Annotated in this window: 16 protein-coding genes and 1 pseudogene; 6 read left to right on the forward strand and 11 right to left on the reverse strand. The window is 63.1% G+C overall.

Translation table 11 applies throughout. The features are described from left to right. Nucleotides 1–96: 96 nt before the first annotated feature. Both AC1DYO_RS17255 and AC1DYO_RS17260 read left to right on the forward strand, forming a co-directional pair. The gene (locus AC1DYO_RS17255; protein WP_477265195.1) at nucleotides 97–480 is read left to right on the forward strand and encodes an antitoxin Xre/MbcA/ParS toxin-binding domain-containing protein; all 384 of its coding nucleotides are present in this window, start codon (nucleotides 97–99) and stop codon (nucleotides 478–480) included. Next, nucleotides 440–1,210 carry an RES family NAD+ phosphorylase gene (locus AC1DYO_RS17260; protein ID WP_477265197.1) on the forward strand — a complete coding sequence of 257 codons (771 nt, stop codon included), beginning with the start codon at nucleotides 440–442 and terminating at the stop codon, nucleotides 1,208–1,210. Before AC1DYO_RS17255 ends, AC1DYO_RS17260 begins: the two co-directional genes overlap by 41 nt. A gap of 61 nt (nucleotides 1,211–1,271) precedes the next feature. Here AC1DYO_RS17260 and AC1DYO_RS17265 read toward each other — a convergent pair whose 3' ends face one another. From AC1DYO_RS17265 to AC1DYO_RS17285, 5 genes are all read right to left on the reverse strand, one after another. Next, the gene (locus tag AC1DYO_RS17265; RefSeq protein WP_477265199.1) at nucleotides 1,272–2,645 is read right to left on the reverse strand and encodes a class II 3-deoxy-7-phosphoheptulonate synthase; all 1,374 of its coding nucleotides are present in this window, start codon (nucleotides 2,643–2,645) and stop codon (nucleotides 1,272–1,274) included. Nucleotides 2,646–2,781: 136 nt separating this feature from the next. Next, nucleotides 2,782–3,216 (reverse strand): DUF3995 domain-containing protein, encoded by a 435-nt coding sequence (locus tag AC1DYO_RS17270; protein ID WP_477265201.1) that lies wholly within the window; start codon nucleotides 3,214–3,216, stop codon nucleotides 2,782–2,784. Between the two features lie 2 nt (nucleotides 3,217–3,218). After that, nucleotides 3,219–3,551, reverse strand: coding sequence for an Mpo1-like protein (locus AC1DYO_RS17275; RefSeq protein ID WP_477265203.1), 333 nt, complete (start codon nucleotides 3,549–3,551; stop codon nucleotides 3,219–3,221). 110 nt (nucleotides 3,552–3,661) lie between these two features. After that, the gene (gene mfd / locus AC1DYO_RS17280; protein WP_477265205.1) at nucleotides 3,662–7,159 is read right to left on the reverse strand and encodes a transcription-repair coupling factor; all 3,498 of its coding nucleotides are present in this window, start codon (nucleotides 7,157–7,159) and stop codon (nucleotides 3,662–3,664) included. A 71-nt stretch (nucleotides 7,160–7,230) separates the two neighbouring features. Next, nucleotides 7,231–7,518, reverse strand: a complete 288-nt coding sequence (locus AC1DYO_RS17285; RefSeq protein WP_477265207.1) for an FAD assembly factor SdhE — start codon at nucleotides 7,516–7,518, stop codon at nucleotides 7,231–7,233. 312 nt (nucleotides 7,519–7,830) lie between these two features. On the opposite strand from AC1DYO_RS17285, the gene recG reads away from it, so the two are divergent. After that, the gene (recG, locus tag AC1DYO_RS17290) at nucleotides 7,831–9,939 is read left to right on the forward strand and encodes an ATP-dependent DNA helicase RecG (protein ID WP_477265209.1); all 2,109 of its coding nucleotides are present in this window, start codon (nucleotides 7,831–7,833) and stop codon (nucleotides 9,937–9,939) included. On the opposite strand, the gene AC1DYO_RS17295 is transcribed toward recG, so the two are convergent. The 4 genes and pseudogenes from AC1DYO_RS17295 to glmS form a co-directional block, all read right to left on the reverse strand. Next, a complete protein-coding gene (locus tag AC1DYO_RS17295; RefSeq protein WP_477265211.1) occupies nucleotides 9,891–10,649 on the reverse strand; it encodes a DUF502 domain-containing protein in 759 nt (252 codons plus the stop codon). The genes recG and AC1DYO_RS17295 overlap by 49 nt on opposite strands. An 81-nt stretch (nucleotides 10,650–10,730) precedes the next feature. Beyond that, the gene (locus tag AC1DYO_RS17300) at nucleotides 10,731–11,030 is read right to left on the reverse strand and encodes a HigA family addiction module antitoxin (protein WP_112625080.1); all 300 of its coding nucleotides are present in this window, start codon (nucleotides 11,028–11,030) and stop codon (nucleotides 10,731–10,733) included. Between the two features lie 34 nt (nucleotides 11,031–11,064). After that, nucleotides 11,065–11,377 (reverse strand): annotated as a pseudogene (locus AC1DYO_RS17305) (type II toxin-antitoxin system RelE/ParE family toxin). 85 nt (nucleotides 11,378–11,462) lie between these two features. Continuing rightward, entirely contained in the window at nucleotides 11,463–13,286 is a 1,824-nt protein-coding gene (glmS, locus tag AC1DYO_RS17310) for a glutamine--fructose-6-phosphate transaminase (isomerizing) (RefSeq protein ID WP_477265214.1), read from the reverse strand. 211 nt (nucleotides 13,287–13,497) lie between these two features. Between glmS and AC1DYO_RS17315 the strand changes: the two genes are divergently transcribed. Further along, a complete protein-coding gene (locus tag AC1DYO_RS17315) occupies nucleotides 13,498–13,860 on the forward strand; it encodes an ADP-ribosylation/crystallin J1 (RefSeq protein ID WP_477265216.1) in 363 nt (120 codons plus the stop codon). Nucleotides 13,861–13,863: 3 nt separating this feature from the next. On the opposite strand, the gene glmU is transcribed toward AC1DYO_RS17315, so the two are convergent. Next, nucleotides 13,864–15,237, reverse strand: a complete 1,374-nt coding sequence (glmU, locus tag AC1DYO_RS17320; protein WP_477265218.1) for a bifunctional UDP-N-acetylglucosamine diphosphorylase/glucosamine-1-phosphate N-acetyltransferase GlmU — start codon at nucleotides 15,235–15,237, stop codon at nucleotides 13,864–13,866. Between the two features lie 144 nt (nucleotides 15,238–15,381). Then, nucleotides 15,382–16,131: a cytochrome c biogenesis CcdA family protein gene (locus AC1DYO_RS17325; protein ID WP_477265220.1), complete on the reverse strand. Its 750-nt coding sequence runs from the start codon at nucleotides 16,129–16,131 to the stop codon at nucleotides 15,382–15,384. 217 nt (nucleotides 16,132–16,348) lie between these two features. On the opposite strand from AC1DYO_RS17325, the gene AC1DYO_RS17330 reads away from it, so the two are divergent. Both AC1DYO_RS17330 and topA read left to right on the forward strand, forming a co-directional pair. Further along, entirely contained in the window at nucleotides 16,349–16,726 is a 378-nt protein-coding gene (locus tag AC1DYO_RS17330; protein ID WP_477265222.1) for a COG4315 family predicted lipoprotein, read from the forward strand. A gap of 333 nt (nucleotides 16,727–17,059) precedes the next feature. Beyond that, the gene (gene topA / locus AC1DYO_RS17335; protein WP_477265224.1) at nucleotides 17,060–19,696 is read left to right on the forward strand and encodes a type I DNA topoisomerase; all 2,637 of its coding nucleotides are present in this window, start codon (nucleotides 17,060–17,062) and stop codon (nucleotides 19,694–19,696) included.

A 19,696-nucleotide genomic window follows, 5' to 3' on the forward strand; every position in this document is an offset into this window, starting at 1 on the left:
CTCTAGCCAATTCGCGGGCATAGCCAAATTTATCGGACACAGCCTCTTTCCATATGAATTTTCATGGACTATATTTTCCATGGAAAGAGAGAGGCCATGTCTATTACACAACCCAATGCTGCCGCCAAGGCGGCCGAAAACGCGGTTCTGACCAAGGCCACGCTGCGCGCCGCCGAGCTCCTGGATATAACCGCCAGGATGCTGGCGTCGATCATCGGCGTCTCGGAAGCCACGGTTTCGCGCATGCGCAGGCAGGAGTTCCTGCTGGAGCGTGGCACCAAGCCGTTCGAGCTCGCGGTGTTGTTCGTGCGGCTGTTCCGTTCGCTCGACGCCATTGTCGGCGGTGACGAGACGATCGCCCGGGCATGGCTGAAGAACGCCAACACGGCGTTCGACGGCAGCCCGCTTGAAAAGATCCTCACCATTACCGGGCTTGTCGATGTCATTGCCTATCTGGACTCCCGACGCGCTCTCGTCTGAAGCCGCTCGGCTCGACGGCAAATACTGGCGCATGGTCGAGGCGCAGCACCGCGTCTCGACGCTGAAAGTCGTCGACACGCTGGACGAACAGGCGCTGCTCGAGGATCTGATCGAGGAGACCAAGCCGCAGATCCCCATGGAGTGCCGGCATCTCCACTATCTCCTGGCAACGCCCTTCCGCTACGGTTCCATCTATCCCTACGGCTCGCGCTTCCGCCGCGCCGGCCGCACTCTGGGCGTCTACTACGCGGCGGAGACGATCATGACGGCGGTCGCCGAAATGGCCTTCTACCGCTTGCTGTTCTTTGCCGATTCGCCCGACACGCCATGGCCGCACGATGCCGCCGAATACACCGCCTTCGCCGCCGCGATCCGCACCGATAAAGCAGTCGACCTGACGCGGCCGCCACTCGACCGCGATGAGGCTGAGTGGACACACACGACCGACTACGCCGCCTGCCAGGGGATTGCCGATGTCGCCCGCGAGGCCGCGCTGGAAGCGATCCGCTACCGCTCGGCGCGCGATCCGAAGGGCGCCAATGTGGCGCTGCTGACATGCCGCGGCTTTGCCAAGGCCAAGCCGTTGGAGCCGCACACTTGGCGCATCCGGCTCGGCTCGTTCGGCGTCCAGGCCATCTGTGAATTTCCGGAAAGGCGCATCGAGTTTTCCAGAACCGCCTTCGCCAATGATCCCCGGCTCAACGGATTGCGCTGGGAACGCGGCCGCTGACCCCCCAAAGAAAAAGCACCGGACTTCGCCGGTGCTTTCCTCATTTCAACCTAAAAAAGGTTCAACCGTTGGCCGCCTGCTTGTGCTGCACCGGATGGCTCTTCTTGAGCAAGTCGGAGACCAGGAATGCCAGCTCGATCGCCTGATCGGCGTTGAGGCGTGGGTCGCAATGGGTGTGGTAGCGGTCCTGCAGCTCTTCGGCGGTGATGGCGCGGGCGCCGCCGGTGCATTCGGTGACGTTCTTGCCGGTCATCTCGACATGGATGCCGCCCGGATGCGTGCCTTCGGCGCGATGCACCTCGAAGAAAGTCTGCACTTCCTTGAGGATGCGGTCGAACGGCCGCGTCTTGTAGCCGGCGGCCTCGATCGTGTTGCCGTGCATCGGGTCGGATGACCACACGACGCTGCGGCCTTCCTTCTGCACCGCGCGCACCAGTTTCGGCAAATGGTCGGCGACCTTGTCCGAGCCGAAGCGGGCGATCAGCGTCAGCCGGCCCGGCTCGTTCTCCGGATTGAGCAGGTCGATCAGCTCCAGCAAGCCGTCCGGCGTCAGCGACGGCCCGCATTTCAAGCCGAGCGGGTTCTTGATGCCGCGGCAATATTCGACATGCGCATGGTCGGGCTGGCGCGTACGGTCACCGATCCAGATCATGTGACCCGACGTGGCGTACCAGTCGCCCGAGGTCGAATCGACGCGGGTCAACGCTTCCTCGTAGCCAAGTAGCAGCGCCTCGTGGCTGGTGTAGAAGTCGGTCTCGCGCAGCGCGTAATTGGTTTCCGAGGTGATGCCGACGGCCTTCATGAAGTCCATCGTCTCGGTGATGCGGTTGGCGAGCATGCCATACTTCTCGCCCTGCGGGCTGTCAGAGACGAAGCCAAGCATCCAGCGATGCACGTTCTCCAGGCTGGCATAGCCGCCCTGGGCGAAAGCGCGCAACAGGTTGAGCGTCGCCGCCGACTGGCGATAGGCCATCTCCTGGCGGGCCGGGTCGGGAATGCGCGACTTGGGGTCAAACTCGATGCCGTTGATGATATCGCCGCGATAGCTCGGCAGCGTCACTTCGCCCTTGGTCTCGTTGTCGGACGAGCGCGGCTTGGCGAACTGGCCGGCGACGCGGCCGACCTTCACCACCGGCTGCGCGCCGGCAAAGGTCAGCACCACCGACATCTGCAGGAAGACGCGGAAGAAGTCGCGGATATTGTCCGCGCCATGCTCGGCGAAACTCTCGGCGCAGTCGCCGCCCTGGAGAAGGAATGCGTCACCGGCAGCGACAGCCGCAAGCTGCTTCTTCAGCTTGCGCGCCTCACCTGCAAAAACCAGCGGCGGAAAGGTGGCGAGCTGGGCTTCCGTGTTCTTCAGCGCGGCAAGGTCCGGATAGGCAGGAACCTGCTTGATCGGCTTTGCTCTCCAAGAATTCGGCGACCATTTCGTCATCGCTGCACCCAAACGCTCTTTCCAGCGGTGCTTTTGCCCGCCATTCCCGCCCCATATGGGGTTCGCGGCTCCATACACGAAGCCGATTTCCTATTCTAGACCGGAATTCAAGCGCTGGCGAATGATGGCCGGCGGCTCACTCTGCAGTCTGCGACAAAGCGAGATAGAAAAGGCCCAGCCCCAGCAGCAGGCATGACGGGCTGTAGAACCAGCTGTCGTAGCTGGCAAAGCGTGTCGTCCTGACCCGCTTGAACAGCCCGAAATACTGGGACCAGCTCAACGCCCGCGCGGTGAAGATAAGCGCCCACAAGATGATGCCTACCTTCAGCAAGGATTGCGGCACCGGCAGGCGAACGGCACCAGCGAAGCCAAGAACCAGCAGCAGCACCAGCGCCAGGATCAACCCCACCGCCATCGCCCCGAAGGCCGTCTCCTTGATGGCGGGAGTGCCGTCCTCGCGTTGCGGCAACGCGACGCCGGCGCCAAGGCGCCCACCGAAACCCCAATAGAGGTGAAAGCAGGCTCCAAGCAGCAGAATGGCCGAGCAGAGAGCGACGACCGCTGTCGCCATGCCTATCGGGCGACGTCGTTCAATCGCCTGAGCTGGCGACCGAGCCCACCCGTCAGATCGAGTGCAAGCATGCGCAGCAAGGCGATGGCGCTCCACAGCGGCCGATCCGCGAACGGCTTGTTGCTGTTGTGCTCGAGGAAAGGGTGGGTGAGAAAAGCCGCGATGTAGAAGAACGGAATGATGACCAGGAAAGCCCACCAGACGACCATGAAAGATGCCGCAATCCCGGCGATCGGCGCGAAAAACAGGCCGAGATAGTGGATAAACCGGGTCGAAGGTTTTGAATGGCCGGCGAGATAACCGAGCCAGTATTCATCGAAGGTCTGCGGGTTCATGGATTTCCCCGTTCAGCGATGAGTTGCAGGATCCATCTGATCCCTTGGGCCGAAATACCTCAATGGCTCCAATCGTCGCAGACCCAGAAGCGATCTTTGCCAAGCGGAATCTAGGCGGCTTTCTCCACCAGCCGTGCCAGCTGCGTCATGACGACCGCCGAACCCGCCAGGCGCTTCTCCGCCGTTGGCCAGTCGCGGATGAAGACCACGCTGTGATCGGCCCGTATCTTGGCCAGCGAGCCCTGTTCGCCGATGTATTTGACCAGCCCAACCGGGTTGGAGAACTCGCGCTTGCGGAAGTGGATGACGACGCCCTTGGGACCGGCATCGAGCTTCTCGACATTGGCTCTGCGGCAGAGCGCCTTGATGAAGACGATCTTGAGCAGATGTTTTACTTCCTCCGGCAGCGTGCCGAAACGGTCGATCAGCTCGGCGCCGAAGGCGTCGATCTCCTCGGTGTTTTCGAGATCGCCGAGGCGGCGGTAAAGCGCCAGCCTGAGCTGCAGGTCCGGCACATAGCTTTCCGGGATCATAACAGCCGTGCCGACGGCGATCTGCGGCGACCATCCGCCGTCCTGCACTTCGCCGGAATCCTTCACCTCGGCCACCGCCTCCTCCAGCATCTGCTGGTAGAGCTCGAAGCCGACCTCCTTGATGTGGCCGGATTGTTCTTCGCCGAGAAGATTGCCGGCGCCCCTGATGTCGAGATCGTGGCTGGCGAGCTGGAAGCCGGCGCCGAGCGTGTCCAGCGACTGCAGCACCTTCAGCCGGCGCTCGGCGGTGTCCGTGAGCTTGCGGTTGGCCGGCAGCGTGAACAGCGCATAGGCGCGCACCTTGGAGCGGCCGACACGGCCGCGGAGTTGGTAAAGCTGCGACAGGCCGAACATGTCGGCGCGATGGATGATCAGCGTGTTCGCGGTCGGGATGTCCAACCCGGATTCGACGATGGTGGTCGACAGCAGCACGTCGTACTGGCCGTCATAGAAGGCATTCATGATGTCGTCGAGTTCGCCGGGCGGCATCTGGCCGTGGGCCACCGCCACCTTCAGCTCCGGCACGGATTCCCTCAGGAAATCATGGATTTCGGCGAGATCGCTGATACGCGGAACCACGTAGAAAGAATGGCCACCACGGTAGCGCTCGCGCAGCAGTGTCTCGCGGATGACCAGCGGATCGAAGGGCGAGATGAAGGTGCGCACCGCCATGCGGTCGACCGGCGGCGTGGCGATCAGCGACAGTTCGCGCACCCCGGTCAAGGCAAGCTGCAGCGTGCGCGGGATCGGCGTTGCCGACAGCGTCAGCACATGGACATCGGTCTTGAGGTCCTTCAGCCGTTCCTTGTGCTTGACGCCAAAATGCTGCTCCTCGTCGATGATCAGCAAGCCGAGATTCTTGAACGAGATCGCCGATCCGAGCAGCGCATGGGTGCCGATGACGATGTCGACCTGGCCCTCGGCGATGCCTTTCTTGGTTTCCGCCAGTTCCTTGGCGCCGACCAGCCGCGAGGCCTGGGCAACACGAATCGGCAGGCCGGAGAAGCGCTGCGAGAAGGTCTTGAAATGCTGGCGCGACAAAAGCGTCGTCGGCACGACCACGGCGACCTGGAACCCTTCCATCGCAGCGATGAAGGCGGCGCGCAGCGCCACTTCCGTCTTGCCGAAGCCGACATCGCCGCAAATCAGCCGGTCCATCGGTTTGCCGGCGCCGAGATCGTCCATGACGGCATCGATCGCGCCCTGCTGGTCGTCGGTCTCCTCATAGGGGAAGCGCGCCGAGAATTCGCCATAGAGCCCGTCCGCCGGCACCATGGGCGGAGCGGTACGCATCTGGCGTTCGGCGGCAATACGGATCAGCTGCCCGGCCATGTCGAGCAGGCGTTTCTTCAGCCGCGCCTTGCGCGACTGCCAGGCACCGCCGCCAAGCTTGTCGAGTGAGGCTTCGGCCGAATCCGAACCGTAACGCGACAGAAGCTCGATGTTTTCCACCGGCAGGAACAGCCGGTCATCGCCGGCATAATGGATTTCCAGGCAGTCATGCGGCGCGCCGACCGCCTCGATGGTGCGCAGGCCGATGAAGCGGCCAATGCCGTGATCGGCATGGACGACGATGTCGCCGGCCGACAGCGAAGAGGCCTCGGCAATGAAGTCGGAGGCGCGCTTCTTGCGCTTGGAACGCCGGATCAGCCGGTCGCCGAGAATATCCTGCTCGGCAACGACGACCAGCTGTTCGGTCTCGAAGCCGGATTCCAGCGGCAGCACGGCAAGGGCGGCCTGCCCCGGCTCGAACTTTTCCACCTCGGCCAGCGTCGCCACCGGCACGAGATTGCCGAGATGATGTTCGGCCAGGATCTGGCCGAGCCGGTCTAGCGAGCCTTCTGTCCAGCCGGCGACGATGACGCGGCGGCGCGCCGCGCGCTCGTTAGCAATGTGTTTTACGACGACGTCGAAGACGTTGGCGTTGGGGTCGGCGCGCTCCTCGGCAAAGCTGCGGCCATGGCGCGAACCGCCGTGGAAAACTTTTTTGGCTCCGACATCGGGCGCATCGAAGGCGGTGAAGTCGATGGCTTCGCGTGGCCCAAGCGACGCCACGAGATTTTCCGGCGAGAGATAGAGCAGGTCCGGCGCCACCGGCTTGTAAGGCACGGCATCCTTCAAGGCCGCGTCGGCCTGTTTGCGGCGCGCCTCGTAGTGGTCGAGGATCAGCGTGTGGCGTTCAGCCAGTGCCTCATGCGCCAGATGATCGAAGATGACAGGCGCATCCGGCAGATAGTCGAACACCGTCTCCAGCCGCTCATAGAACAGCGGCAACCAGTGCTCCATGCCGGCGAAACGGCGGCCTTCGCTCACCGCCGCATAAAGCCCGTCGTCGCGCTGCGGTGCGCCAAAGGCCTCGATATAGGAGCGGCGGAAGCGGCTGATGGTTTCGGGCGTCAGCGCCACTTCGCTCATCGCCTGCAGCGCCATCGATTTGCGCTGGCCGGTGGTCCGCTGGGTGGCTGCGTCGAAGACACGGATCGATTCCAGCGTGTCGCCAAAGAAGTCGAGCCGCAGCGCTTCTGTCCAGCCGGGCGCGTAAAGGTCGAGGATGCCGCCGCGCACCGCGAACTCGCCGACGCCGCGCACCGTCGGCACCCGCTCGAAGCCGGAGATCTCCAGCCGCGACACCAGCGCGTTCATATCGATCTGGTTGCCGGGCTTTGCGTGGAACGTCTGCGCCTCGACAAGGTCCGCCGGCGGAATGCGCTGCAACAAGGCATTGGCGGTGGTCAGGATGACGGCGCGATGCGGCTTTTTTGCCAGCGCGATCATCGCCGTCAGCGCATCGAGCCGCTTGGCGGCGGCATCCGAGCCAGGCGAAACGCGGTCATAGGGCAGACAGTCCCAGGCCGGCAGTTCCAGCACCGGCAGGCCGGGCGAGGCAAAGGTCAGCGCTTCGATGATTGCCGGCAGGCGCTGGCCGTCGCGCGCCACGAACAGCACCGGTTTGTCAGGCGCGATCTCATGGATCGCCTGCACCAGCGCAAAGGCTTCGTAGCCATCGGCGACGCCATCGACGATGAACTGGCCGGCGCGGCCTTTCGGCAGACCGATTTTGGGAATGACGCTCATGATTGCACGGTCTTGGTTGTCGCAATTCCGGACGGAAAACCGCTTCACACTTTTCCTGGAATTGCTTGTGTTTAAAATGTCATGGTCCGGCGCGATGCCAGGATCCTTTGCAGGACGGCACAGTCGATATCCCCGGGAACCGGGCGTTCGCCGGTGACCATGGGCAGGAATTCGGTGTCGGGAATGTCGAGGAGCCTTTCATATTGGTCGATTTCGTCGCCGGTCAAGGCGCCGATCTCGTTGTCGGCAAAGGTGCCGAGGATCAGGTCCATCTCGCGCATGCCGCGATGCCAGGAGCGGAACAACAGCTTGCGACGCCTGATATCCAGCCCCTCGCTTGATCGTTTCGTCCCGGTCATGGTGCCGCATCCTCGCTTGGTGCGGCGCATATAGCGTGGATAGAGGGCGGTGTCAGCCTTGCAACAGGCCGGTGGGCGGCTAAACATCCCGGGTGTGAAGAACATTCCTGATAGCATCGGCGCGAGCACCCCCCTCTGGCCTGCCGGACATCTCCCCCTCAAGGGGGGAGATCGGATGGCACGACTGCTTTCGCCAATTTCCAACGTTGCAAGATGGGCCGCGAGGCCGGAACTGCTAATCTCCCCCCTTGAGGGGGAGATGTCCGGCAGGACAGAGGGGGGTGAGCGCCTACATCGCGTGGTCTCTCTCAAATGAGACCTTCCCTCCTCGATCCCCTGTTTGTCCCGATCACTTCGCTTGCCGGCGTCGGGCCGAAGGTCGGCGCGCTGATCGAGAAGGTGGTGGCGGCTGATCTCGGCGATCGCCCGGCGCGCGCCGGCGATCTGTTGTTCGTGCTGCCGCACACCGTCATCGACCGCCGCAATCGTCCCGGCATCGCGCTCGCGCCTGCCGGCGCCATCGTCACGCTCGACGTGCGCATCGACCGCCACCAGCCGCCGCCGCGCGGCAACCGGTCTGTGCCTTACCGCGTCTATGCCCATGACGACACCGGCGAGATCGGACTGACCTTCTTCCATGCCCATGCCGCCTATCTCGAAAAGGCGATGCCGGTGGGCGAGCATGTGATCGTCTCCGGCCGCATGGAGTGGTTCAACGGTCGCCCGACCATGGTCCACCCGGACCATATTGCGCTTGTCAGCGAGGCGGAAACCCTGCCGCTGGTCGAGCCGGTCTATCCGCTGACCGCCGGCCTTTCGGGAAAAGTGCTGCGCCGCGCCATCGGCCAGGCGCTCGGCCGGCTGCCGGAACTGCCGGAATGGCAGGACGGCGCCTTCATGCGCAAGCAGACCTTTCCGGCCTTCGGCGATGCGCTCGCCCGCATCCACTATCCCTCGGACCCGATCGATGTCGCCATCGAGGGGCCGGCATGGCGCCGCCTCGCCTATGACGAGCTTCTGGCCGGCCAGGTGTCGCTGGCGTTGGTGCGGGCAAAGGTGCGCCGCCTGTCGGGTCGGCCACTGATCGGCGACGGCCGCATCGTCGAGAAATTGCGCGCGGCCCTGCCCTATTCATTGACAGGCAGCCAGGAATTCGCGCTCGCCGAAATCAACGCCGATCTCGCCGATCCCGAACGCATGCTGCGCCTGCTGCAAGGCGATGTCGGCTCCGGCAAGACGGTGGTGGCGCTGCTTGCCATGGCGCGCGCCGTCGAGGCAGGCGGCCAGGCAGCACTTATGGCGCCGACCGAAATCCTGGCACGCCAGCATCTGGCGACGATCACGCCGCTGGCCGAACAGGCCGGCCTGCGCGTCGCCATCCTGACCGGTCGCGAAAAGGGCCGCGAGCGCACCGAAACGCTGGCGGGACTGGCCAGCGGCGAGATCGACATCGTCGTCGGCACCCATGCGCTGTTCCAGGAAACGGTGACCTACCACGACCTCGTCTTTGCCGTCGTCGACGAGCAGCACCGTTTTGGCGTTCACCAGCGGCTTGCGATCACCGCCAAGGGCGACGCGCCCGACATGCTGGTGATGACGGCAACGCCGATCCCGCGCACGCTGGTGTTGACCGCTTTCGGCGACATGGACGTCTCCAAGCTGACGGAAAAGCCGGTCGGCCGACAGCCGATCCGCACCGTCACGCTGCCGCTGGAGCGACTGGACGAGCTGGTCGGCCGCATGCTCGACGCCGTGGCCGACGGCCAGAAAATCTACTGGATCTGTCCGCTGGTGGAGGAATCCGAAGAGATCAAGCTGATGTCGGCCGAAGACCGCTTTGCCTCGCTGCAACCCCTGTTCGGTGACCGCATCGGCCTTGTGCATGGCCGCATGAAGGGGGCGGAGAAGGACGAGGCGATGCGCGCCTTCAAGGCCGGCGAGACCCGCATCCTGATCGCCACCACCGTCATCGAGGTCGGCGTCGATGTGCCCGATGCCACGATCATGGTCATCGAGCATGCCGAGCGCTTCGGGCTGGCGCAACTGCACCAGCTGCGCGGCCGCGTCGGGCGCGGCGACAAGCCGTCTTCCTGCGTATTGCTCTACAAGGACCCACTCGGCGAGACGGCGAAACGCCGACTGTCGGTGATGCGCGAGACCGAGGACGGGTTTCTGATCGCCGAGGAGGATCTGAAACTGCGCGGCGAAGGCGAGTTGCTCGGCACCCGCCAGTCCGGCACGCCGGGTTTCCAGGTGGCGCGTATAGAGGCGCATGCCGACCTGCTCGAAGCCGCCCGCGACGATGCGCGGCTGATCCTGTCGCGCGACCCGGAACTGCAATCCGAGCGCGGCGAGGCGCTGCGCCTGTTGCTCTATTTGTTCGGCCGCGACGAGGCTGTTCGGCTCTTGCGCGCCGGCTGAGCCAGGGCGCCAAGCGGCGGGTTGGCGAGGTCTCCCTCGATCGGCTCGCCATTGACCGTCACCATTTTCGGCTTGACCTCGGGCGCCACCAGCCCGGCCGAAACGATCAGCCTGGCGCCGTCCTCGATCGTCATGTCGAGCAGCACGATGTCGGATTTCAGCACATACATCAGGAAACCGGTGGTCGGGTTCGGCGTGCATGGCATGAATACGGCGATCATCGGGTCGCCCTCCTGGTCGAGCTTCTGGTTGATCTCGGTTTCCTTCTCGCTGGCGACGAAGACCAGCGACCAGACGCCCTTGCGCGGATATTCGACCAGCCCGACCTGGCGGAACATGTCGCCCTTGTTCGACAGCACCGTCTGGAAAATCTGCTTCAGCGAACCGTAGATGCCGCGCACCAGCGGCATGCGGCCAAGCAGTCGCTCGCCGAAATTGACGATGGCGCGGCCGACGATGTTGGCGGTCATGAAGCCGATCAGCGTAATCAGGATCAGCGCCACGATCAGGCCGAATCCTGGAACCGGAAACGGCAGATAGGTGTCGGGGCTGTAGCGCGCCGGAATGTACGGCTTTACCCAGGAATCGACCCAGCCGATGAACGACCAGGCGATATAGGCGGTGATCGCCAGCGGCGCGCAGACGATGAAGCCCGTGAGGAAATAGTTCCTCAGCCGGGTCATGCCTGAGGTTCTGGGAGCATCGGACATGATTCACCGGGCGCGCGGGTTGCACCGCAACATTAGTGAACCCAACGGCGCTTTGGAACTGCGAAGTTTTTAAAGAACCGATTAAGCCGCCGCTTCCAGCGGTTCGATCTTCTCAAGTTCCGGCGCCAGTTTCCGCGCCTCGGTTTCAAGCTCATAGGCCTGCTGAAAATTCATCCAGAACTGAGGCGTGGTGTTGAAGAATCGGGCCAGGCGCAAGGCTGTGTCGGGGGTCAAGCCGATCTCCTCCTTGGCAATGCGCTCGATGCGGGTGCGCGGCAGATTGAGCTTCTTTGCGAGCGCACCGGCACTCATGCCGAGCGGAACGAGATACTCTTCGCGCAGGAATTCGCCGGGGTGGATGGGGCGTGCGAACTTGAGCATAGTTTAAAGTCCTCAGAGGTTAGGGCAAGGGCCCTCAATGGTAGTCGACGATCTCCACGTCCTCGGCACCGGCAGCAGTCCATCGAAAACAAATACGCCATTGGTCATTGATGCGTATCGAGTGCTGCCCTGCGCGGCTTCCTTTCAGGGCTTCGCTGCCCTGCGCGGCTTCCTTTCAGGGCTTCAAGGTGGTTCCCAGGTGGCGAGCGAAGGTCGTTCAGTTGGACAGCGTTCCCGATTGCCCGAAGACGACGCTCTGCGCGGGCAACCAAATCCGGCGGGAAACCTTTCGGCGCCCTTCCCGCAGCCACCGCCTCCACAGCCTTGCCTTTGAACGAAACGATCAAAGCTATCCCCTCGTCTTGTATCATACCCTGATACAAGACGCTTAGCAATGACAACGTATCAATGATTGATACGGAGAGCGGAAAGCTATTCCACGGTCACCGATTTCGCCAGATTGCGCGGCTGGTCGACGTCGGTGCCCATGAAGACGGCGGCGTAGTAGGCCAGCATCTGGATCGGCAGCGCGTAGATGATCGGCGAGATAATTTCCGGCACGTCGGGCAGGATGATCGTTTCCATCGTCTTGACGCTGACCTGCGCCGCACCCTTGGCATCGGTGATCAGGATGATCTTGCCGCCGCGCGCCGCCACTTCCTGCATGTTCGACACGGTCTTTTCGAAAATGCGGTCATGCGGCGCAATCACGATCACCGGCATGTTCTCGTCGATCAGCGCGATCGGGCCATGCTTCAGTTCGCCCGCGGCGTAGCCCTCGGCATGGATGTAGGAGATTTCCTTGAGCTTTAGCGCGCCTTCCATGGCCAGCGGGAAATTGGTGTCGCGGCCGAGATAAAGCACGTCCTTGTAGCGCGAGATTTCGCGCGCGATCCGCTCGATCTGCTCCTCAAGCTTCAGCACCTGGTTGGCGTAGCGCGGCGCTTCCGACAGCGCGCGCACCAGCGTCTTTTCCTCATCCTTCGAGATCGTGCCGCGCGCCACGCCGGCGCGCACCGCAAGCGAAGCCAGAACCGACAGCTGGCAGGTGAAAGCCTTGGTCGAGGCGACGCCGATCTCCGGACCGGCCAGCGTCGGCAGCACGACGTCGGATTCGCGCGCCATGGTCGATTCCCGGACATTGACGATGGCGCCGATCTTCATGCCAGCCTTGCGGCAGTAGCGCAGCGAGGCCAGCGTGTCGGCGGTTTCGCCCGACTGCGAGATGAAGAAGGCGGCGTCATCAGCCGACAGCGGCATTTCGCGGTAGCGAAACTCGGAGGCGACATCGATGTCGACCGGCAGCCGCGCATAGCGCTCGAACCAGTATTTGCTGATCAGGCCGGCGAGATACGCAGTGCCACAAGCCGAGATCGCCAGCCGGCCGATCTTGGCGAAGTCGAACGGCAGATCCAGCGGCTTCGACACGCCGGAGACGAAATCGACATAATGCGCCAGCGTGTGCGAGATCACTTCCGGCTGCTCATGGATTTCCTTTTCCATGAAATGGCGGCGGTTGCCCTTGTCGACCATGAAGCTGGTCGACAGCGACTGCTGGCGCTTGCGGACAACCTTCTTGCCGTCAATATCGAAGATGGTGACGCCGTTGCGGCGCACCACCGCCCAGTCACCGTCTTCGAGATAGGTGATCGAGTTGGTGAACGGGGCGAGCGCGATGGCGTCGGAGCCCAAAAACATCTCGCCCTCGCCGTGGCCGACAGCCAGCGGAGGGCCATTGCGGGCGCCGACGATAAGGTCTTCATCGCCCGTGAACATGATGGCCAGCGCAAACGCGCCTTCCAGCCTCTTCAGTGCCTCATGCGCCGCCTCGATCGGCTTCAGCCCCCGAGCCAGTTCCCGCGCCACCAGATGCGCCACAACCTCGGTGTCGGTCTGCGACGAAAAGACGTAGCCGTCGCGGATGAGTTCGTCGCGCAACTCGGCGAAATTTTCGATGATGCCGTTGTGGACGATGGCGACGCCGTCGGAAAAATGCGGATGGGCGTTGGTCTCGTTGGGCACGCCATGCGTCGCCCAGCGTGTGTGGCCGATGCCGATCGTACCGTCGAGCGGCTCGTCCTTCAGCCGGCGTTCGAGGTTGATCAGCTTGCCTTCGGCGCGGCGCCGGCCGAGCGCGCCTTTCTCGACGGTGGCGACGCCGGCCGAATCATAGCCGCGATATTCCAACCGCTTCAGCGCATCGACAATGAGCGGCGCAACCTGTTGCTGGCCGACAATTCCGACGATACCGCACATGCGCTTGCCCCGATTCCCGATGGAAAACCAGCGCTATCTAGGGATTGCCGGCCTGCCGCGAAAGTCACTTTGCGTTTCGTCTGGTGTAACGGAACGCTTCTCAACCCGATGCACCATGACAGACCGCTCTTGCAATCCGGTTACTGCAATTGCTCGATTTTTCAGGCGTCTGGTTCTCGTTTTCGCGATATCTGGCTAAGGTCCGGCCATGATGAGCCAAGCCACCGTCACACTCTGGCGTCCTGTCGGACCCAAGGAACTGGAACTGATCAAGGCGTCAGGGATGCGGGAATTCCCGCCGCGCCTGCCCGATCAGCCGATCTTCTATCCGGTTTTGACCGAGGCCTATGCGACGCAGATCGCCCGCGACTGGAACGTGCCGGCCAGCGGCTCCGGCTTCGTCACTCGGTTCGAGGTGTTGAAAAGCTACCTCGACCGCTACCGGGTCGAGTACGCCGGCAGCAAGGCGCATCTGGAGTACTGGATTCCGGCTGAAGACCTCGCCGATTTCAACAGAGCAATTGTCGGCGGGATCGAGGTAACAGCGAGTTTCGGCAAGGACGATGCCGGCTGAGCACTAGTGGTCTGAGGCGGCCTTCTTCTTCGCTGCTGCGGCTGAGGCAAAGCGTTCGCGCAACTCCTTGCCTTTGCCGGGGATCGTCTTCTGGCGGGCGCGGCCAAAGGCCAGCGCATCGTCGGGCACGCTTTCAGTGATCACGCTGCCCGAGGCGATGTAGCCGCCCTTGCCGATCGTGACCGGCGCCACCAGCGATGAGTTCGAGCCGATAAACGCGCCTTCGCCGATATCGGTGAAGAACTTTGAATAGCCGTCATAGTTGCATGTGATAGTGCCGGCGCCGATATTGGCCCCTGCGCCGACGCGGGCATCGCCGATATAGGTCAGATGATTGACCTTAGCGCCCTCCTCGATAACCGCCTGCTTGACCTCGCAGAAATTGCCGACCTTGGCCTTCTGCCGAAGATCGGCACCGGGCCTGAGCCGTGCGAACGGCCCGACATCGCAATTGGCGGCGACGGTGGCGCCTTCGATATGGCTGAAGGCATGGATCTTGGCGCCGCAGGCGATCTTCACGCCCGGGCCGAACCAGACATTGGGTTCGACGATGGTGTCGGCGCCGATTTCGGTGTCGTGCGAGAAATACACGGTTTCCGGCGCAATCAGCGTCACACCTGACAGCATCGCTTCATTCCGCCGGCGCTGTTGCCAGATGCCCTCAGCCTGCGCCAACTCGGCACGGTTGTTGATGCCGAGCGCGCTCTCGAAGCTGGCTTCGGTGGCGACGACATCGAGGCCCTTGGCGCTGGCGATCTCGACGATGTCGGTCAGGTAATACTCGCCCTTGGCATTCTTGTTGCCGACCTGATCAAGCAGATCGAGCGCATGCTTGCCGGCCACCGCCATCATGCCGGCATTGCAGAAGCCAATCTTCTTCTCCTCGGCGCTGCAGTCCTTTTCCTCGCGGATGGCGATGAGCTTGCCGCCTTTTTCGATCAACCGGCCGTAGCCGGTCGGATTGGGCGGGCGGAAGCCGATCACCACCACGGCCGCACCTTTCGCCAGCTTCAGCCGCGCCGCCGTCAGAGCATTGGCGTCGATCAGCGGCGTGTCGCCGAACATGACGAGAATATCGTCATAACCCTTTGATATCGCATCGCGCGCGGCCAGCACGGCATGTGCGGTGCCCAAGCGCTTTTCCTGCACGAACGTCTCGGCCTTGGGCGCGAATTTCGCCGCCGCCTTGCGCATCTCATCGGCGCCATGGCCGATCACCAGCGCCTGGCTACCGGCGCCGGCGGCTTCGGCCGCCTTCACCACATGCGCCACCATCGGCAGCCCGGCGATCTGGTGCAGCACCTTCGGCAACGCGCTCTTCATGCGCGTGCCTTCGCCGGCGGCGAGGATAACGGACAGGCAGGATCTCTGGCTCATGGAAGGACAACCGTATGAAAGGGATTAGGAATCGGAGAGTGGTAGCATCTGGCGCCATGCTGCACCAATGCGGTTAAATTCCGGTGAGATGCATGGAGCAGCTGACTCTTAATCAGCGGGTCCAAGGCGCATAGCGGGCAATGCCTAACCCAGCCGTCCCAGCACCGGGAAATTCTCCAGCAGCCAGTAGGACATGGCCTGCACGCCGCCGGTGAGGAAGAACACGCCGGCGACGACCAGCAGCGCACCGATCGCCTTTTCGACGCGGCCGAGATGGACGCGGAACTTGCCGAGGAAGCGCATGAAGGCGCCGGAGAACAGGGCGGCAATCAGGAACGGGATGCCGAGGCCGAGCGAATAGGCGGCGAGCAGCAATGCGCCCTCACCGACCGTCTCGCGGCCGCCGGCCAGCGTCAGGATCGGTCCCAGCACCGGACCGATGCAGGGCGTCCAGCCGAAAGCGAACGCCAGCCCCATGACATAGGCGGCGACCATGCTGGCCGGCTTGCCCTGCGACTGGAAGCGCGCCTCGCGCGACAGCAGCGGAATGCGCAAGATACCGAGGAAGTTCAGCCCCATCAGAATGATCAGCACGCCGGCGGCCATCGCCAGCGGTTCCTGCCAGACGCGCAGCCAATGGCCGATGGTCGAGGCGCCGGCGCCAAGTGCTACGAACACCGTGGAGAAACCGAGCACGAAGGCGATCGAGGAATAGATGAGCGCGCCGCGCGCGCCGGCTTTGGCCGTGAGGCCGGCATCGCTACCGCGAAAGTCGTCGACCGAGACGCCGGCCATGTAGCAGAGATAGGGCGGCACCAGCGGCAGCACGCAAGGCGACAGGAACGAGATCGCTCCCGCCCCGACTGCGCTGACATAGCCAATGTCCAATGCCATTCCCAACTCCAGATCTGTTGCGCCGATATAGCGACGCAAAACCATGTTCGCCAATCACCATCGTGTGGCATTTGGCTACAGGTACGACCCGGCCGAAGGAATTGTTACCGGCCAATCCTAAGTTGACCAAGCCAGGGAAGAAACGCCCCTCGCCGAGCGTTCACAGAGCGAAGCCGCGATTTCTGCGCGCTTCGTCGGATCACCCAGGGAGATTTCCATGARAACGATCACTGTCGGGCTCGCGGCCCTTCTGCTCAGCACCGCCGCATCCTTCGCCGCTGAAGCGTGGAAGGAAGCCGAAGTCAACGGCACCAAGATTTACACCGATGCCAACGGCATGACGCTCTATACCTATGACAAGGACGAGAAGGGCAAGACCAATTGCTACGACAAATGCGCCACCAACTGGCCGCCGCTGAAGGCCGAGGCCGGCGCCAAGGCGGATGACGAATGGAGCATCGTCGACCGCACCGACGGCACCAAGATGTGGGCCTATGACGGCAAGCCGGTCTATACCTTCATCAAGGACAAGAAGGCTGGTGACGTCACCGGCGACGGCGTCGGCGAAGTCTGGCACATCGTCAAGGCCGACTGATCTTTCGAACCTCTAACCCCGCCTGATCGGCGGAACCAGCTGGCTGCCGGCTCCAAGCCCGGCGGCCAGTTTTCGTTTTTGCGGCACCTCGCAAGGACGGAGCAGCGCGCAGCTCCGAGTCGTTTGCGCGAGACTTGGCACACAAACCGCGTGTCCTCGAATTCTGTGATTTTCTCCATACACTCTAAGAGTGTATTGCTGCGGACACCCCGGCAATTTGGCCGCCTCCCCTTGACCGGATGCAAAAGCGCGGCCATGTGAGCGACAAATAGAACGAGATTTCGTCGCGCGCAGCGGAATCCTTCTGCCGCACCACAGCTGATATGAGAACTCATGGACGTCGTCGTCGTCGAATCGCCGGCCAAGGCAAAGACAATCAACAAATACCTCGGCAAGAACTATAAGGTTCTGGCCTCGTTCGGCCATGTCCGCGACTTGCCGGCCAAGGATGGCTCGGTGCGTCCGGACGAGGATTTCGCCATGTCCTGGGCGGTCGACACCGCGTCGGGCAAGCGGCTTGCCGACATCGCCAAGGCGGTCAAGGACGCCGATGGCCTCATCCTCGCCACCGATCCGGATCGCGAAGGCGAAGCCATCTCCTGGCACGTCCTGGAAGTGCTGAAGCAGAAGCGCGCGCTGAAGGACAAGCCAGTCAGCCGCGTCGTCTTCAACGCCATCACCAAATCGTCGGTGCTGGAGGCGATGGCCAATCCGCGCCAGATCGACGGGCCACTGGTCGATGCCTATCTCGCCCGCCGCGCACTCGACTATCTCGTCGGCTTCACGCTGTCGCCGGTGCTGTGGCGCAAATTGCCGGGCGCCCGTTCGGCCGGCCGCGTCCAGTCGGTGGCGCTGCGTCTGGTCTGCGACCGCGAATCCGAAATCGAACGCTTCATCCGCGAGGAATACTGGCAGATCGCCGCCCTCCTCGGCACACCGCGCAACGACAGCTTCGAGGCGCGGCTGACCGCCTTCGAGCGCAAGAAGCTGCAGAAGCTCGATATTGCCAACAAGGCGCAGGCCGACGACATCAAGGGCATGCTTGAGGGCGCGACCTTCAAGGCACTCTCGGTTGAAGCCAAGCCGACCCGGCGCAATCCCGGCCCGCCCTTCACCACCTCGACGCTGCAGCAGGCGGCATCATCGGGCCTCGGCTTTTCAGCCACGCGCACCATGCAGGTGGCGCAGCGCCTCTATGAAGGCATGGAGATCGGCGGCGAGACCACCGGCCTGATCACCTATATGCGAACCGATGGCGTGCAGATGGCGCCGGAGGCGATCGACGCCGCACGTGACGCCATCGCCAAGGAATTCGGCGCAAGATATCTGCCGGAAAAGCCGCGTCAGTACACGACCAAGGCCAAGAACGCCCAGGAAGCGCACGAGGCGATCCGCCCGACCGATTTCATGCGCACGCCGGCATCGGTCAGGCAATATCTCGATGCCGACCAGGCACGGCTTTACGAGCTGATCTGGAAGCGCGCTATCGCCAGCCAGATGCAGTCGGCCGAGATCGAACGCACCACGGTCGAAATCGAGGCGATCAACGGCGCTCGCACTGCGGAACTTCGCGCCGTCGGTTCGGTCGTCCGCTTTGACGGCTTCATCGCCGCATACACCGACCAGAAGGACGACGACGCGGAAGACGAGGAAAACCGCCGCCTGCCCGAGATTCGTGCCGGCGAGCAGCTCGCCCGCCAGGCAATCAACGCCACCCAGCACACCACCGAGCCGCCGCCGCGATACTCCGAGGCGACGCTGATCAAGAAGCTGGAAGAGCTCGGCATCGGCCGCCCCTCGACCTACACCGCGATCCTGAAGACGCTCGAAGACCGCGACTATGTCACCATCGACAAGCGCCGGCTGGTGCCGCAGGCCAAGGGCCGGCTGTTATCGGCGTTCCTGGAAAGCTTCTTCGAGCGCTATGTCGAATATGACTTCACGGCATCGCTGGAAGAAAAGCTCGACGAGATTTCTGACGGCAAGCTTGCCTGGAAGGACGTGCTGCGCGACTTCTGGAAGGATTTTTCCGGCGCAGTCGCCGACATCAAGGAATTGCGCGTCACCGACGTGCTCGATGCGCTGAACGAAGAACTGGCGCCGCTGGTGTTCCCGGCGCGTGAAGACGGTTCCAACCCGCGCATCTGCCCGAAATGCGGCACCGGCAATCTATCGCTGAAACTCGGCAAATTCGGCGCATTCGTCGGCTGCTCGAACTATCCGGAATGCTCCTTCACCCGCCAGCTTGGCGACGCTGCCAACCCGAACGGTGAGAATGGCGGCGGCGAGGACGGCACCAAGGTGCTGGGCAAGGACCCCTACACGGCAGAGGAAATCACGCTGCGCTCAGGCCGCTTCGGCCCCTACATCCAGCGCGGCGACGGCAAGGAAGCCAAGCGCTCCAGCCTGCCCAAGGGCTGGACGCCTGATACAATCGACCATGAGAGGGCGCTCGCTCTTCTCTCTTTGCCGCGCGATGTCGGCAAGCATCCCGAGAGCGGCAAGATGATCTCGGCCGGGCTCGGCCGCTATGGGCCGTTCGTGCTGCATGACGGCACCTATGCCAATGTCGAGAGCATCGAGGACGTCTTCTCGATCGGCCTCAACCGCGCCGTGTCGGTGATCGCCGAGAAGCAGCTGAAGGGCAAGGGCGGCCGCAATGGCGGCACGGCCGCAGCACTCAAGGAGCTAGGCGACCATCCCGATGGCGGCGGCAAGATCGTCGTGCGCGACGGCAAATACGGGCCTTACGTCAATTACGGCAAGGTCAACGCGACCCTGCCCAAGGGCAAGGATCCGCAGTCGATCACCGTCGAGGACGCGCTGGCGCTGATTGCCGAGAAGGAAGCCAAGGGCGGTGGCGGCAAGAAGCCGTTCCGCAAGGCAGCGGCAGCCAAGGCCCCGGCGGCCAAGAAAACCACAGCAAAGAAGTCGGCGACCAAGAAGCCGGCGGCGAAGAAAAAGGGATAG

Source organism: Mesorhizobium sp. P2_F5 (assembly GCF_056403715.1).